At 61.5% G+C, this 16117-nt stretch carries 10 protein-coding genes and 3 pseudogenes; 5 read left to right on the top strand and 8 right to left on the bottom strand.

What is annotated here, in order from left to right; all coding sequences use genetic code 11:
* Window positions 1-5: 5 nt before the first annotated feature.
* A complete protein-coding gene (gene iolG / locus JHW44_RS14095) occupies window positions 6-1007 on the bottom strand; it encodes an inositol 2-dehydrogenase (RefSeq protein ID WP_089346212.1) in 1002 nt (333 codons plus the stop codon).
* Window positions 1008-1195: 188 nt separating this feature from the next.
* Between iolG and JHW44_RS14090 the strand changes: the two genes are divergently transcribed.
* Complete coding sequence (locus JHW44_RS14090; protein WP_272850327.1) at window positions 1196-2209, top strand: LacI family DNA-binding transcriptional regulator; 1014 nt, start codon at window positions 1196-1198, stop codon at window positions 2207-2209.
* Between the two features lie 60 nt (window positions 2210-2269).
* Here JHW44_RS14090 and JHW44_RS14085 read toward each other — a convergent pair whose 3' ends face one another.
* From JHW44_RS14085 to JHW44_RS14065, 5 genes are all read right to left on the bottom strand, one after another.
* Complete coding sequence (locus JHW44_RS14085) at window positions 2270-3322, bottom strand: 2,3-butanediol dehydrogenase (RefSeq protein ID WP_089346178.1); 1053 nt, start codon at window positions 3320-3322, stop codon at window positions 2270-2272.
* Between the two features lie 102 nt (window positions 3323-3424).
* Window positions 3425-5224: an NAD(P)/FAD-dependent oxidoreductase gene (locus JHW44_RS14080; protein ID WP_089346177.1), complete on the bottom strand. Its 1800-nt coding sequence runs from the start codon at window positions 5222-5224 to the stop codon at window positions 3425-3427.
* 138 nt (window positions 5225-5362) lie between these two features.
* A complete protein-coding gene (locus JHW44_RS14075) occupies window positions 5363-7093 on the bottom strand; it encodes a sigma-54-dependent Fis family transcriptional regulator (protein WP_089346176.1) in 1731 nt (576 codons plus the stop codon).
* 166 nt (window positions 7094-7259) lie between these two features.
* The gene (gene glmS, locus JHW44_RS14070) at window positions 7260-9077 is read right to left on the bottom strand and encodes a glutamine--fructose-6-phosphate transaminase (isomerizing) (RefSeq protein WP_089346175.1); all 1818 of its coding nucleotides are present in this window, start codon (window positions 9075-9077) and stop codon (window positions 7260-7262) included.
* On the bottom strand, window positions 9077-10114 hold the full coding sequence (locus JHW44_RS14065; RefSeq protein WP_089346174.1) for an NTP transferase domain-containing protein: 1038 nt from the start codon (window positions 10112-10114) through the stop codon (window positions 9077-9079). Before JHW44_RS14065 ends, glmS begins: the two co-directional genes overlap by 1 nt.
* 284 nt (window positions 10115-10398) lie before the next feature.
* Between JHW44_RS14065 and wecB the strand changes: the two genes are divergently transcribed.
* The 3 genes and pseudogenes from wecB to JHW44_RS14050 form a co-directional block, all read left to right on the top strand.
* Window positions 10399-11529 (top strand): non-hydrolyzing UDP-N-acetylglucosamine 2-epimerase, encoded by a 1131-nt coding sequence (gene wecB, locus JHW44_RS14060; RefSeq protein ID WP_089346202.1) that lies wholly within the window; start codon window positions 10399-10401, stop codon window positions 11527-11529.
* Entirely contained in the window at window positions 11529-12869 is a 1341-nt protein-coding gene (wecC, locus tag JHW44_RS14055; RefSeq protein WP_089346201.1) for a UDP-N-acetyl-D-mannosamine dehydrogenase, read from the top strand. Before wecB ends, wecC begins: the two co-directional genes overlap by 1 nt.
* A gap of 616 nt (window positions 12870-13485) precedes the next feature.
* Window positions 13486-13686: pseudogene (locus JHW44_RS14050) on the top strand (transposase); the annotation flags it as partial.
* A gap of 37 nt (window positions 13687-13723) precedes the next feature.
* On the opposite strand, the pseudogene JHW44_RS14045 reads toward JHW44_RS14050, so the two are convergent.
* A pseudogene (locus JHW44_RS14045) lies at window positions 13724-13996 on the bottom strand (transposase); the annotation flags it as partial.
* A 135-nt stretch (window positions 13997-14131) separates the two neighbouring features.
* On the opposite strand from JHW44_RS14045, the gene JHW44_RS14040 reads away from it, so the two are divergent.
* Window positions 14132-15388, top strand: coding sequence for an IS110 family RNA-guided transposase (locus JHW44_RS14040; protein ID WP_089346217.1), 1257 nt, complete (start codon window positions 14132-14134; stop codon window positions 15386-15388).
* Between the two features lie 236 nt (window positions 15389-15624).
* Here JHW44_RS14040 and JHW44_RS14035 read toward each other — a convergent pair.
* Window positions 15625-16044, bottom strand: a pseudogene (locus JHW44_RS14035) (DDE-type integrase/transposase/recombinase); the annotation flags it as partial.
* Window positions 16045-16117: the final 73 nt, after the last annotated feature.

Raw genomic sequence — 16117 nt, 5'->3', positions numbered from 1 at the left:
ATCTGTCAATTCGCTTGTCCGTTCAGCGCCACAGCCTGACCGCTTCTGGCGGATTCGGTCGCGGCCTCGGCCAGGGCCAACGCCGAAATGCCGTCCTCCAGCGTCACCGGCATCGCCTGCCCGTCCAGTGCGGCGGCCAGAAAGGCCTCCCACTCGGCAGCATAGGCGGGCATGTAGCGTTCCAGGAAAAAATATGTCGGCTTGCCTGACAACACGCCATCCGCGGTCGAACGCACCACGGTGTTTTCCAGCACGTTTCCAGCCTGCAACAGGCCTTCCGAGCCCAGCATCTCGACCCGCTGGTCATAGCCGTAAACAGCGCGGCGGCTGTTCTTGATCACCGCGATACGGCCATCGGCATAGGTCAGCGTCACGACGGCGGTATCGACATCGCCCGCAGCGCCGATTTCGGGATCGACAAGGCTGCTGCCCACCGCGCGCAGCGCCACCGGCGCCTCGCCCATCAGGAAATTTGCCATGTCGAAATCATGGATCATCATGTCGCGGAACAGCCCGCCCGAGACCTTGATATAGGAAACCGGAGGCGGTGCCGGATCAAAGGAGGTCAGCGACAGCAATTCCGGCTTGCCGATCTCGCCCTTTTGCATTGATGCCTTCAATGCGGCGAAATTGGGATCAAAGCGGCGGTTGAAACCGATCATCACCGGCTTGCCCGTTCCCGCGACATTGCGCAGGCATTGCTGCGCGCGTTCCAGCGACAGATCGACCGGCTTTTCGCACAGCACCGCCTTGCCTGCCTTGGCCGCAGCCTCGATCAGATCGGAATGGGTGTCGGTCGAGGTGGCAATCAGCACCGCATCGATTTCGGGATCCGACAGGATCGCCTCTGAACTGCGTGCCTCTGCGCCATGTGTGGCGGCCAGCTTTCGGGCGGCGTCTTCATACATGTCCGAGACCGCGACCAGCGTCGAACGCACGTTTCCCGCGATATTCATCGCATGAACCTGACCGATCCTGCCGGCGCCCAACAAACCAACCTTAAGCATTCTGTCCTCCCGAATCCGTGGCGGAACTCCCCGCGCCGCAGCAACAGAAATACATTCTTTGCACGCGCGTGCAAGACAATTTTGCACGCGCGTGCATTTTTGGTGCATTTTCACCCGGCAGCCATTAGGCTAGATGCTGGGAAGAACCGGGTCGATTGGCTCACCACCGAATAATGGAAAGCGCGCAAGTGCCAAAATCTGACAGTTTTGCCAATGTAACCGCTGATGACGTCGCTGCTTCGGCAGGCGTTTCAAGATGGACGGTCAATCGCGCATTCAAGAAGGATGCGTCGATTTCACCCAAGACACGGGCGAAAGTGATGTCGGCGGCGCAGACGCTTGGCTATGTGCCCGACCTCAGTGCGGCGGCGCTGGCCTCGACCCGGTCAAATCTGGTGGCGCTGCTGATCGACGATTTTGCCAATCCGCACAAGCTGGTGATGCTTGAACGCCTGACCCGCGCCCTGCGCAGCCGCGGCTGGGACACGCTTCTGGTCAACACGCTGGATCGCGACGATACCCAGCCCGCCCTGCTCAATGCCAGCCAGCGTCGTGTCGATGCGACGATCCTGATCGGCATCCAGTTCGATGACGAGGTTCTTGCCACGGCACATCGCGCGCGCCGCTTCAAGAAACTTATCATCTTTGCCCGGCAATCGCAGAATCCCGATACCATCTCGATTGCCGTCGATGACGAGGCCGCCACGCGCGAAATCACCGCCTATGTGATCGAAAGGGGCTATCGCAATCCGCTGTATATCGCCGGTCCGGCCACCGTTTCGGCGCATCTTCTGCGCAAAGAGACCTTTGCAGCGATCTGGCAGGACCGCTTCGCCCAGACGCCCGACAGCGTCACCGTGCCCCGCTATGATGCCACCCTTGCGGCGAATATCGCGCTGGACACATTGAAGGCGCGTCGGCGCGACGATCTTCCCGATATCATCGTCTGCGAGAATGATGCGCTTGCTCTGGGTGTCATCGACACCCTGCGCCATTGCCTTGGCCTGCGCGTCCCCGAGGATGTCGCCGTCATCGGTTTCGACGACATTCCTCAGGCGGCCAGCCCCAACTATTGCCTGACCACCTATCGCCAGCCGCTGACCGACATGTCAAACTATCTTGTCGATGTTCTGGAAAATGCAGATGGAACCTGCCTTGACCGACAATTCCAGGGCCAGCTGATCATACGCAACAGCGCATAGCCCGCCGCGATTGCCTGCCCCCGGAGACGATCCGGGGGCAGGCCATATCTTTCCGACCGATCAGTCTGGCGCTTTCACAAGGATCTTGACCTGGGATTTGTCGGCAACCAGCGTCTCGAACCCCTCGGCCACGATATCGTCGATATCAATGCGCTTGGTGACCAGCTTGTCGGCGCTGAAATAGCCCTGGGTCATCAGTTCCATGACCGCGGGATAGACATTGCGATAGGCGATCGAGCCTTTCAGCTCGCGTTCCTTCAGCACCACCGTATTGGGCTGGAACGAGGCCTCTTTCTCCCAGATCGACACGATCATCGTCTGGCCGTCATAGCGGGTGCTGTCGATACATTGCGACAGAACCTGCGGCACGCCAGTCACCTCGAAGGCAACATGCACACCACCCGTTGCCGCGCGGATCGTCGAAACGACATCGCATTCCGTTGGATCCAGCGCCGAGCTTGCGCCAAGCTCCAGCGCCTTTTTCCGCCGCACTTCAGAGGGTTCGACCACATGGATCTGACCCGCCCCGGCCACGCGCAGCGCCTCGACCACCAGCAAGCCGATCGGGCCGGCGCCGAAGACCGCCGCCGTATCTCCGGCCTTGATATTGGACAGGCGAACCGCATGCAGGGCCACCGCCGAAGGTTCGATCAGCGCACCCTGTTCCAGCGACAGGCTGTCGGGAATCTTGTGCACCATGCGGGCGGGCACCACCGAGAATGCCGCGAAGCCGCCATGGCCACCCGACAGTCCGACAAAGCCCAGCTTGTCGCACAGATTGTATTTGCCGTCGCGACAGGCCGGACAGGTGCCACAGGCAAAGATCGGCTCGATGGCCACGCGGTCCCCCAGTGCCAGATCCTGAACACCCGCGCCCAACCCGGTCACGGTGCCGCAATATTCATGCCCCATGGTGACGGGGGCCTTGTCATGGCTGAGCGGGTGATTTTCGGCCACCGGAATAAAGATCGGACCAGCCAGATATTCATGCAGGTCGCTGCCGCAGATTCCGGTCCATGCGACCTTCAGCCGCACCTCTCCGGGGCCGGGTTCCGGCTTGTCGACATCTTCGACCCGGATATCCTTCACACCATGCCAACGGGCTGCTTTCATGGCTTTTCCTTTCCTTGCTCGGTTGACGGCGGCCGCCAGTGGCCGCACCGCCGTCGATCAGGATGAAACGCCCCGCAAATATAATCCGGGGCGACCGTCGCGTCACGAGAGGTGATGCACCTCCTGCAAGCCGTAGACAGAGGTTTCCAGCCCCTCCATCCGCGCCTTCAGTTGCAGCGCCAGATATAGCGAGTAATGGCGCGACTGATGCAGATTGCCGCCATGGAACCACAGGTTCTCTTGCTGGGTCGGCTTCCACATATTCCGTTGTTCTCCCTCCCATGGGCCGGGGTCCTTGGTCGTGTCCGAGCCAAGCCCCCAGACCTTGCCGACCTTGTCGGCGACCTCCTGGCTGATCAGATCGGCGGCCCATCCGTTCATCGAGCCATAGCCCGTGGCCATCACCACCAGATCCGCCTCCAGCCGGGTGCCGTCGGACAGGACCACGGCGTCTTCCTCGAAATGATCGACCTGCCCTTTGGCCAGCTTGACCTCGCCATCAATGATCAGCTGGCTGGCCCCCACATCGATGTAATAGCCCGAGCCACGGCGCAGGTATTTCATGAACAGCCCCGAGCCGTCATCGCCCCAGTCCAGTTCGAATCCGGCCTTTTCCAGCCCCGCATAGAATTCCGCATCGCGTTCGCGCATCTGGTCATAGAGCGGAATCTGGAATTCATGCATGATCCGATAGGGCAGCGAGGCAAAGATCATGTCGGCCTTTTCGGTCGTCACCCCGTTTGCCACCGCGTCTTCCGAGTAAAGCCCGCCCAGCCCGATCTCCATCAGACTGTCCGAGCGGACGATATGGGTCGAGGACCGCTGCACCATGGTGACGTCGGCATCGGCCTCCCACAGGGCGGCGCAGATATCATGGGCCGAGTTGTTCGAGCCGACCACGACCACCTTCTTGCCGCTCCAGGCATCGGGGCCTTCATGCTGGGATGAATGCTGGATTTCCCCCTTGAAGCTGTCCATGCCGGGGAAATCAGGCATGTTCGGCTTGCCCGACATGCCGGTGGCCAGCACCAGCTGCGTCGGTTGCAGCACCACGCGTTCGCCATCGCGCATCACATTGACCGTCCATTTGCCCGTCGCCTCGTCAAAGCTGGCGCTTTCGACGGTCGAGCGGGTCCAATAGTTGATCTCCATGACCTTGGTATACATTTCCAGCCAGTCACCGACCTTGTCCTTGGGGGTAAAGACCGGCCAGTTGTCGGGAAATTTCAGATAGGGCATGTGGTCATACCAGACCGGATCATGCAGGCAGAGCGACTTGTAGCGGCTGCGCCACTGGTCGCCGGGGCGGTCATGCTTGTCCAGAACGATGGTCGGCACGCCCAACTGCCGCATCCGCGCCCCCAGCGCGATACCACCCTGCCCGCCGCCGACGATTACCGTGTAAGGCTGGGTATCATAGCCAAGCGTGGCCTGTTCGGCCTCACGCCGTTCCTTCCAGCTGGCGCGGTTCTTTTTCGCGCCATGCTCGGCCCCCATCGGGCGGCGCTTGCCGCGGTTTTCCTCGTAGCCCTTCAGTTCCTGCAATGCGGTCAGCAAGGTCCAGATCCGGTCATCCTTCAGCCGCATCAGCCCCCAGCCACGTCCGGCCCTGGTTTCGAATGTCAGCCAGGCGGTGATCACGCCGCCCTCCTCGGCGGGCATCTCTCCATCCTGAATCTGGAAATTTCCGGGTTGGGTATGGGTCAGCTGATGGTTCAGCATATCGGCCACACCGCCGGGGCCTTCGACCGTTTTCAGGTTCCATGTGACGGCCACGAGGTCGCGCCAATAGCTGTCGGTGGCAAACAGCGCACTGGCGCCATCGACATCCCCCGCCTCCAGCGCGGTGTTGAGCGTATCCAGCACCTGCTGCGTGCGGGCGGTCACGGCTGAATCAAGCATTGTCTCTCCTCCTCTGAGCCTCTGCAGGGTGGAGTATCGCGGCGCGTCACAGTCGCGATCCATCAATATCGCAAGCAATGCGCCTGAAAGAGCGGTGCTGCAATGCGGCATGTTGCCCACGCAACGCCGCGCAACAGATCAGGCCGGAGAACGCAACCCGGCGCGGCGCAAACGGCGCAACACGGTTGACCGATTGACCCCCAGACGGCGTGCGGCACGCGACATGTTCCAGCCACAGGCCTCCATCACCTGTTCCAATGGTTCTTCGGCCTCGCCCATGTCCGGCGACATTTCCAGCGGCGGCGGCAGGTCCGGCTGATCGATCACATCGCCATCACACAAGGCGATGGCCACATCCAGCACCTGCTCCAACTCGCGCAGATTTCCCGGCCAGTCCCGCCCCAGCAATGTCGCACGCGCCGAGGGTGACAGGCGAATCTCATCAGGGGCGCGGCGGCGCAACAAGCGTTCCAACAGCCAGCCAAGATCCTGCCGCTGGCGCAGTGGCGGCAGATGCAGCACCGCACCGGCAAGGCGATGGATCAGCGTGCGCGGCAGATCCAATGTGCCGACATTCAGGCAACTGGTCGAGATCGGTCGCAGATCGCTTTGCCCGTCCAGAACCGAGGTCAGCGCCACGGCGACCCGCTCTTCCAGCTCTTCGATGCGACGCAGCAACAGCGTTGTCGGCCCGCTCAAATCGCGACAGGCTTCGTCCAGACGCTCCACCGTCAACCCGGCACAATCCAGCGCCAGAAAACCGCGGGACCGGCCAACCATGTGAATCGCGCGGGCCAGCTTGGTCTTGCCGGTGCCGGTTTCGCCGGTGATCAGCAATGGCACCTGTGTCGGGGCCAGTTTTCCGGCCTGCGCCTGAAGCCGCGCCATCACCGGATCATTGCCCGAAAGCCCGTCAATGGGGCCGCCCTGCCGGGGTGGGCGCAGCGCGGTGCGCGGGGCCTGGGGCGCAATGGCATGGCCAAACAGCGCCCCGCCATCGCGCATTTCAATCACCCGTTCTTCGGTGCGCCGGTCGCGCATCAGATTGGGCAGATCGTCCACGCTCAGCCCAAGCGCCTCATCCACGCGCCGTCCGATGATCGGGCCACCTTCGGGAAACAACCGCCGCGCGCCGCGCGTATAGCCCAGAATCCGGCCCGAACCATCCAGCCGGATGGCCGTTTCAGGGTCGACATCCAGAAATTCCGGGCTGTCGGACAGGCGCAGCACCCAGTCCCGGCGGCTTTCCGCCATCAGATTGGCCATCTCGACCCGGCGGACGGCATTGGTGACCAGACTCATCGCCAGATTCTGGCTGCGTTTCAGCGAGGGCGATCGCAAAAGCGAAATATCCAGCACCGCCGCCAGCGCGCCAAGACTGTCAAAGATCGGCGCGGCCGTGCAGCTGAGCGTGGTATGTGCGTTGTCGAAATGATCGTCCTGATGGATGGTGACCGGCTCCTGCGTCACGATACAGGCCCCGACGCCACAGGTTCCGGCCAGATTTTCGGACCAGTTCGCGCCCAGATACAGACCGGATTTGCGCAACTCATCAATGAACATATCGTCGCCAAAGAAATCGACGCAGACCCCCTGCGCATCGGTCAGCAGCAGGACATAATTCTGCCCGGCGACCTGCCGGAACAAGGCTTGCATGCTGGTGCGCGCCGCGCCGATCATCCGTTCGGCCTGCATGCGATGGTCGCGCAGTTCTGCCTCGGTCACAATATGGGCGGGTTCGTGGCGCGTCGGGTCCATGCCATACAACTCGACGCAGCGCCGCCAGGATTCGGAGACAAAGCTGTCCCGCCCGGTCTGGCCACCGCCCAGAACCTGTTCGATCTCATCGACATGCTGACTTCTCGCCATCGCGCCCTCTCCCCCTTGGGGGAAGAGGTTAGCACAAAGTCAGGATTTGCCAGCGTCGACTTTGGTCGCGGGGCGCGTTGATCGCGCGGCGAAAACCTGCGCGGCACCTTTTCAGGCGACTTCCGCGCAGGTCGGTTGGTCATATTGCGGCGACAGAGCCGCCCCGTCATTCGACGGTGACGGATTTCGCCAGATTGCGCGGCTGGTCCACATCCGTGCCCTTGGCGATGGCAGTATGATAGGCCAGATATTGCATCGGCACGGCATAGAGCATCGCTTGGAAGATGCCGCCGCCCTGAGGCACGGTCAGGGTCGCGGTGACGCCCTCGCCCGCAGCCGCGATTCCCGCCTCATCCGAGATCAGCAGGATCTGACCATGGCGCGCCATGACCTCCTGCATGTTCGAGATGGTCTTGTCATAGAGCGCATCATGGGGTGCCAGCACCACCACCGGCACATCGCCGTCGATCAGGGCGATCGGGCCGTGTTTCAGCTCGCCCGATGCATAGCCCTCGGCATGGATATAGCTGAGTTCCTTCAGCTTCAGCGCCCCTTCCAGCGCCACGGGATAAAGCGGCCCGCGCCCCAGATACAGAACGTCACGCGCCTCGGCCAACCATTCGGCATGACGGGCGCATTCCTTGGAAATCGTCAGAGTTTGCGCCAGCAATCCGGGCACGCTTTGCAGGTCGCGCAGATGGGCGGCCAGTCCGGCGTCATCAATCCGGCCCCGGTCATGCGCGGCCTTCAGCGCCAGCACGGCCAGAACCGCCAGTTGGCAGGTAAAGGCCTTGGACGAGGCCACGCTGACCTCGATTCCCGCCCGGGTCGGCAGCGCGATATCGCTGTCACGCGCAATCGCGGATGTACCGACATTCACCAGACCGACAGTGCGCGCCACATGCGCACCGGCATAATGCAGGGCGGCCAGAGTATCGGCGGTCTCGCCCGACTGGCTGATGGCGACAAAGAGGCTCTGATCGGACAGTGGCGGCTCGCGATAGCGGAACTCCGACGCCACATCGATGTCGCAGGGCAGACCGGCAAGCTGTTCGAACCAGTATTTCGCGACATGACCCGCCAGATAGGCAGTGCCGCAGCCCACCAGCGTGACCCGGTCCAGCGCGGCGAAATCCAGCCCTTCGGGCAGCACGATCCGGCCATCCTTGACATAGTGGTTCAGCACATCGGCGATCACCGTGGGCTGCTGGTCAATCTCCTTGGCCATAAAGTGGCGATATCCGCCCTTGTCGATGGCCGTCGCCCCCACGTCGATCTGTGCCTGCGTCCGGGTGACCGGCTGCGATCCGGCTTCATAAACCTGAACCCCCGCACGGGTCAGGACGGCATGATCACCATCGGCCAGATAGGTGATCCGGTCGGTGAAGGGCGCCAGCGCCACCGCGTCCGAACCCAGGAACATCTCGCCATCGCCATGGCCGATGGCCAGCGGGCTGCCCCGGCGTGCAGCGATCATCAGATCGCCTTCGCCTTCAAAGATGAAGGCCAGCGCGAATGCCCCCTGAAGCTGTGCCAGAGTTGCCCGCGCGGCCTCCAGCGGCGACAGGCCGCGCTGCAGGTGATGGGCGGTCCACAATGCCACGGTTTCGGTATCGGTCTGCGATTGTGCCTCGATGCCCAGCCGGGTCAGACCTTCGCGCAGCTCGCGGAAATTTTCGATGATGCCATTATGCACGACCGCCACGGGTCCGGCGCGATGGGGATGGGCATTCACCTCGGTTGCGGCGCCATGGGTGGCCCAACGGGTGTGGCCGATACCGGCATGACCCGTCAGAGGCTGATGAACCAGCCGGTCCGACAGATTGACCAGCTTGCCCACCGCACGTCGGCAATCCAGCTGTCCCGACGCATCGACCGTCGCCACACCGGCGCTGTCATAGCCGCGATATTCCAGACGCTTGAGCGCATCGACCAGCAAAGGCGAAACCTCATGTTTGCCCAGAATTCCGATAATGCCGCACATCAGCCTGTCTCCTTGTTCATTTGCAGCTCTGGCATGGTCCCCTGACCTGCCGGGTTGCCCGTCATTGCGCTGCCGCGCGCCCCATCACCGAAAGGCACACCGGCGAAGGGACCGACCTTCGCACCGGCGCTGACATGGCAGTTTTCCAGATGGCAGAAAGGCAGGATCTCGGCCCCTGCCTCGACGGTCACACCGGGTCCGAACACCACATGTGGGCCGATCACCGTGTCTGCGCCGATCACCGTATCCAGCGACAGGAATGTGCTGGCCGGGTCCGTCAGCGTCACGCCATCCTCCATCACGCGACGGCGGGCGCGGGCCTGAAAGGCGGCCTCGGCATCGGCAAGTTCGGCGCGGGTGTTGATGCCAAGCGTCTCGCTTTCATCACAGACAACCACATCGGCGCGACGGCCTTCGGCGCGGGCCAGAGCAACCAGATCGGTCAGATAATATTCGCCCGAGGCATTGTCGTTGCCCAACTGGACGATCAGCCGACGCAGCAACGCCGCATCCAGTGCCATCACGCCTGAATTGCACAGCGAAATCTGGCGCGTGGCGTCATCCGCGTCCTTCCATTCAACGATGCGGTCCAGCCCCTGATCGCCGACTACCAGCCGGCCATAGCGGCCCGGATCCGCAGCTTCGAAGCCCAGCACGACCAGATCCGCCCCATGGTTGGCCAGAGCCGCCAATGTGTCGTCCCTGATAAAGGGCGTATCGCCATACAGAACGATCACACGCCCCTCGAACCCCTCCAGAAGCGGCAGGGTCTGGCGCACGGCATGGCCAGTTCCCAGTTGTTCGGCCTGCAATATCGTCGACGCTTCCGGTTCCAGCCGCGCGACCTCCTGCGTCACCGCAGCGGCGCCATGACCGGTCACCACGATCACCTGCGCGGGCGTCAGATTGCGCGCCGCAGACAGCGCGTGCCCTACAAGCGGAAAACCGCCGAGACGGTGCAGGACCTTGGGAAGACTAGATCGCATTCGACTGCCCTGTCCTGCCGCCAGCACGACAACCGCTAATGAACCCGACATCTCCACCTCAGTTTTGAAATTTTTGCTCAGCGCGTCATAAACACGGACAGACGGAAGGGAAAAGGGCTGTTTTTCCGAAGGCCTATCCCAAAGGCCGTTTGGCAGGAGCAAATGAAGTTTTCATGTCAGGCATAAAATTTTTGATAATGTTAGCGCCTTAACTTGGCGGATCGTGACAGTTTGACAACGATTTCATTCGGGTTGAATTGGCGTCTGGAAATACTGCTCGCACGTGATTAAAAGACGCGCACAAATAGACACCAGTAAACGGTTAGGGACAGAATTTGCGCGTTCTTACAATCTTCGGGACCCGCCCCGAGGCCATCAAGATGGCACCTGTGGTCACGGGTCTTGCATCCGATGAGCGTTTTGAAAGCCAAGTCTGCATCACCGCCCAGCACCGCGAGATGCTGGATCAGGTGACCAGTCTTTTCGGCATTCGCCCCGAATATGATCTGGACGTGATGAAGCCGGGTCAGGACCTGACGGGCGTCACCTCGGACATCCTGCTGGGACTGCGCGATGTCCTGGCCGAGGCACGCCCGGACATGGTGCTCGTGCATGGCGATACGGCAACCACATTGTCGGCCACGCTTGCCGCCTATTATGCCCGCATTCCGATTGGTCATGTCGAGGCCGGGCTGCGGACCGGTGACCTGTATTCGCCCTGGCCTGAAGAGGGCAACCGGCGCGTGACGGGTGCACTGGCGGATCTGCATTTCGCCCCGACCGAGACTTCGCGGGCCAGTCTGCGCCGCGAGAATACGCCCGATGACCAGATCATCGTCACCGGAAACACCGTCATTGATGCCCTGCTGCAGGTTGTCGAGCGGATCCGCAACGATGCTGCGCTGAGCGCAGAACTGGCCGAGCGTTTCAGCTTTATCGAACCCGGCCGTCGCGTTGTGCTGGTCACCGGCCACCGCAGGGAAAGCTTTGGCGGCGGGTTCGAGCGGATCTGTCAGGCGTTGCGCCAGATCGCGGACCGTTTCCCCGATGTGGATCTGGTCTATCCGATGCATATGAACCCCAATGTGCGTGAACCCGTGCAGCGCATTCTGGGCGGGGCGGACAATATCCACCTGATCGAACCGCTGGACTATCTGCCCTTCGTCTGGCTGATGAGCCGGTCCGATATCATCGTCACCGACTCGGGCGGCATCCAGGAAGAGGCCCCCTCGCTTGGCAAGCCGGTTCTGGTCATGCGCGACACGACCGAACGTCCCGAAGCCGTCGATGCCGGCACGGTCAGGCTGGTGGGCACGGATACCGATCTGATCGTGCAGCAGGTCTCGCTGCTGCTGAGCGATCAGTCCGCCTATGACCAGATGAGCTTTGCACATAATCCCTATGGCGACGGCAAGGCCGTCGCCCGGATTCTTGATGCACTCGCGCAATTCAAGGACAAGAAATAATGAACGACTTCAAGAATATCTGCATGGTTGGCCTGGGCTATATCGGACTGCCGACGGCTGTTGTCTTTGCACTGCGCGGCGTCGATGTGATCGGCCTGGATGTCAACGCCAGGGCGGTCGAGACGATCAACCAGGGCAAGACCCATATCGTCGAGCCGGGACTGGATGACGCGCTGCGCCGCACCGTTCAGGCGGGGCGCCTGCGTGCCACCACCACGCCCGAGCCCGCCGACGCCTTTCTGATCGCGGTGCCGACACCCTTCCTGTCAGAGGGCGAGGGCCATGACCCGGACCTGTCCTATGTCAAATCGGCAGCGCTTGCGATTGCGCCGGTGCTGAAAAAGGGCGATCTGGTCATTCTGGAATCGACCAGCCCCGTCGGCGCGACCGAGCAAATGGCCGCCTGGTTGTCCGCAGCGCGCCCCGATCTGACCTTCCCGCAGGACGCTGGCGAAGACTCGGATATCCGCGTGGCCCATTGCCCCGAACGGATCCTGCCCGGCCATGCATTGACCGAGCTGGTCACCAATGACCGCATCATCGGCGGCATGACCGAGGCTTGCTCGACCCGCGCGCGCAAGCTTTACAAGCTGGCCGTTGAAGGCGATTGCATTGAAACCGATTGCCGCACCGCCGAAATGGCGAAGCTGACGGAAAACAGCTTCCGCGACGTGAATATCGCCTTTGCCAATGAGCTGTCGCTGATCTGTGACCGCCAGAACATCAATGTGTGGGAGCTGATCCGCCTGGCCAACCGCCATCCGCGCGTGAACATCCTGCAGCCCGGCCCCGGCGTCGGCGGACATTGCATCGCGGTCGATCCCTGGTTCATTGTCAGCCAATCCCCTGAAGAGGCCCGGATCATCCGCGCCGCGCGCGAGATCAATGACAACAAGCCCGAATGGGTTCTGGCCAAGGTTCATCAGGCCGTCGCCGAACATGCCGCCAAGGGCGGCGCGCCCGCGCGGATTGCCTGCTTCGGTCTGGCCTTCAAACCCAATATCGACGACCTGCGCGAAAGCCCTGCCCTGTCCATCGCGACGCGGTTGGTGCAGACCTATCCCGGGCAGGTCGACATTGTCGAACCCTATATCGAAAGCCTGCCGGCGCAGCTGGAAGGCAAGACGCAACTGCTGCGCCCGAGTGTGGCGGCCGAGACCTGCGACATCATCGTCCTGCTGGTCGACCACGATGATTTCAAATCCATGCCTGCGCCTCGCAACAGCACCGTCATCGACACTCGCGGTGTCTGGGTCGGTCATGATGCGGTGACCCCGGCTGCGGCCCCGGCCAAGGCAGAGCCCGTCGAAGCGGCTGTCAAAGAGCTGCAGCCCGCCTGACCACAGCGCGGCAGAATCGACCCGCGCTGCGCGCGGGTTGGTCAGCCCAACACCAACAGCAAGGGGCGTCCGGCAGAAACTGTCCGGGCGCCCTTTTTGTTCAGGCGAATGCCATGCGAAATCGCAGCATCGCCCGAAGCCCCCGAATTCCCGAAATCTTTGGTCACGGAAGTTCCGTTTGCGGGTTCCCGTGGTGCTTGCCATCGTGAAACCCACCCCGGAAATGCCGCCTGGCGCAAGCGGATTGCCGTGGTCGGAACCGCCTCGTTGCAGGTTGAGACATGTCGTCGCGGGGTCGGACTTCTCCAAACGCGCAACACAACATATGTAACCGCCCCAAACGCAAAAGATATGTTCAGAGCTTTTCTGACGCGTCGTCGGGTACTGACATATGTCCGGCCTAATGATGCGACCTCACAGATGTCGCGGACCGTTCTCTGATTGCGGCATTGTCAATCGGGAAAGCGAGCCGTCCGTCCAGGGTCATGGTTCTCTCCGAGGTCACGCATGTTGTGCCTCATCATGGTTTTCGGTGCTGGTCGTCTTCAATGTATGGATCTGTCGCGGTTTGATGCCGCTCCTTTGATAGCATTTAATGCACCAAAGGAGATGAACTATGGGACTGAAAGGAACGGACGAATTCCGCAAGGACGCGGTGCGTATCGCGCTGACCAGCGGGCTTACACGCAAGCAGTTGGCTGACGATCTGGGTGTTGGGATGTCGACGCTGAACAAATGGATCGCCGCGCACCGAGATACAGACGTGGTTTCCAAAGAAGATTTGAGCCTCGCCAAAGAGAATGAGCGGCTTCGACGGTAATCCCCCCGTTTTTACGGGGGCTTGGTCGTAGAATTTACGCGGCCATTCTCAGTTTCTGTGCGGGTGTCATCCCGCCGTTGCCCATGTTCGGGCGTTCATTGTTGTAGGACCAGAGCCATTCGGTGGCAATCTGCTGCACCTCGTCGATGCTTTCGAAGATGTGGAGGTCCAGCCATTCGTGCCGGACCGTCCGGTTGTAGCGCTCGACATAAGCGTTCTGCTGCGGTTTCCCCGGCTGTATGTGGGCCAAGGAGATGCCCTTGTTTTCGGCCCATTCCATGAGGGTGCCGCTGATGTATTCTGGGCCGTAGCACGTCGGGAAGAAGCGCTGTTTTAAGGTTATGGCCACGCGCGTAGCCCCCAAATAGCGCAGCGTGTGGCCATAACCGGTCTCAGGTCTCAACAGTGGTTTTGCAGAACCACACCGCTGAGGAGACCGGCTATGCCCGCCAACCATTCTACTGCTGCGACTGTGCTTGTCGCCATCGACATTTCCAAGCACCGCCACGAGGTCTTGATCGAGGTACCGGGCAAGAAGCGCCGTCGTCGCATGACGATCATGAACACGTTGGAAGACTTCCAGCGCTTGTCCGCGAGCCTGGCCAGCTACGGCCTGCCTGTGCGGGTCGGGTTCGAGGCGACCGGCAACTATCACAGGCCACTGGCACATCATCTCGGGCAGGCCGGGTTTGACTTGAAGCTCATCCCTTCTGTCGGGCTCGCCCGGACGCGCGAGGCCCTGCACAACAGTTGGGACAAGAACGACCCGAAGGATGCCCAGGTCATCCTGCACATGCTGGAGATTGGCGCCGTGCAGTTCTTTCATGATCCGCTGGTCGTCGGGACCGCCGACATCCAGGAATTGTCAAAGACGCACGAGATCGTTTCACGCTCGAAGACCGAGCTCTGGCACCGCATCCTGACCCATTACCTGCCGCTCTATTTCCCAGAGGCCGAACGGTTTCACCGAAGCTCACGAACCGATTGGTTCCTGGCCTTCCTCGAGAAGTATCCGACACCGACGATGATCACGGCCATGAGCCAGGAAACCTTCATCGCAGACGCTTGGCAGGTGGTGGGCAGGAAGGTCGCCAAGGAGCGCCTGCTTTCAGATATTTACGCTACGGCGGTCAACTCTGTTGGATTGCCCGTGGAACCGGATTCCGACGCCGTTCGCATGTTCCGCCTGGTCCTTTCCGAAGGTAGAAGCCTCGTCCGCCAGCGCAACGAGATCGAGGCCCGGGCGGTCGCGCTGCTCTCCGATCTGCCGGATTATCAGCTACTGACAACCATCCCCGGCATTGGTCCGATCAATGCCATGACCATCTTGGCCGAGGCCGGTGACCTACGCCGATTTCGGCATCATCGGCAGTTCCTGAAGTTCTGCGGCATGGATCTTGCCACCGTGCAGTCCGGCATGTTTCGCGGGCAGAGCCGGATCTCGAAGTACGGCAATGCCCGGCTGCGCCGCACGCTATGGATGGCCGGCCAGACGGCGGTCCAGACAAAGACCAACAGCTTTCGGGACAAGTTCGAACGCTACATCTCGAAAGACCGACACAACGCTCATCTGCGCCGCAAGGCCTACACCGCGATCGCGGCCAAGATGGCGCGCACCGTACACGCTGTGGTCAATCACGGCGAACCCTATCGCCCCTTCTTCGAGGGGGTGAGCCCAGGCGGAAGGACCTCTCTCTGACTGAGCCGTGGAGGCAGTCAATCTGACCTCGTAGATAATGTTCGGGCCTTCTGCTTGGGATTTGGGATCTCGTATTAAGGACGGTGAGGGCCGCCAGCGCGCGTACCCTGTGTTTGCTATGGATGAGATCATTTCTTGACGGCAGAGCCCGTCTGGGCAACCTTATCAGGGTATCCGGACAGCCGGATGCCACACGACCTGCTGACCTAAGCAGCCAGATTTTCCTGACATAGGACGTTGTCGACTCGTATGGTTCGAGGCGCACCACGCCATTCGATGATCTGGTTCAGCGCCCTGACGACGCGTTCCGCGGGTAGCGAGAAGTCGACCTCGATACCCAGCCCTTCACGGTTGAAGTCGTCCAGGACATTCAGCAGCCGGAACTGGCGTCCGTCCCCGAGGCGATCTGCCATGAAGTCCATGGACCAGACTTCGTTCGGCTGTTCTGGCACGGCCAACTCGTCGGGCTTCTCCCGTTTCAGCCGTTTGCGCGGCTTGATCCTGAGGTTCAGCTCCAGCTCGCGGTAGATCCGGTAGACCCGCTTGTGGTTCCAGCCATGGCCCTGGACATTGCGCAGGTAGAGAAAGCACAGGCCAAAGCCCCAGGTCTTCTTCGCCTTCGTCAGCCCAAGCAGCAGGTCGGCGATCTGCTCGTTCATCCTGCCGAGAAAATTCCACTTCCGCAGCCCCCTAAGATCGGGGGGGATTACCCCCGACACTCGGCAAAGT

The sequence above is a fragment of the Paracoccus seriniphilus genome, assembly GCF_028553745.1.
Taxonomy (GTDB): domain Bacteria; phylum Pseudomonadota; class Alphaproteobacteria; order Rhodobacterales; family Rhodobacteraceae; genus Paracoccus; species Paracoccus seriniphilus.
This window is presented reverse-complemented; position numbering and strand designations above follow the sequence as displayed.

Excerpts from the sequence above, each read along its gene's own strand:
- JHW44_RS14065 (WP_089346174.1), bottom strand. The coding sequence starts at position 10,114 with ATGTCGGGTTCATTAGCGGTTGTCGTGCTGGCGGCAGGACAGGGCAGT.
- JHW44_RS14075 (WP_089346176.1), bottom strand. The coding sequence starts at position 7,093 with ATGGCGAGAAGTCAGCATGTCGATGAGATCGAACAGGTTCTGGGCGGT.
- JHW44_RS14085 (WP_089346178.1), bottom strand. The coding sequence starts at position 3,322 with ATGAAAGCAGCCCGTTGGCATGGTGTGAAGGATATCCGGGTCGAAGAT.
- JHW44_RS14080 (WP_089346177.1), bottom strand. The coding sequence starts at position 5,224 with ATGCTTGATTCAGCCGTGACCGCCCGCACGCAGCAGGTGCTGGATACG.
- glmS (WP_089346175.1), bottom strand. The coding sequence starts at position 9,077 with ATGTGCGGCATTATCGGAATTCTGGGCAAACATGAGGTTTCGCCTTTG.
- iolG (WP_089346212.1), bottom strand. The coding sequence starts at position 1,007 with ATGCTTAAGGTTGGTTTGTTGGGCGCCGGCAGGATCGGTCAGGTTCAT.
- wecC (WP_089346201.1), top strand. The coding sequence starts at position 11,529 with ATGAACGACTTCAAGAATATCTGCATGGTTGGCCTGGGCTATATCGGA.
- JHW44_RS14040 (WP_089346217.1), top strand. The coding sequence starts at position 14,132 with ATGCCCGCCAACCATTCTACTGCTGCGACTGTGCTTGTCGCCATCGAC.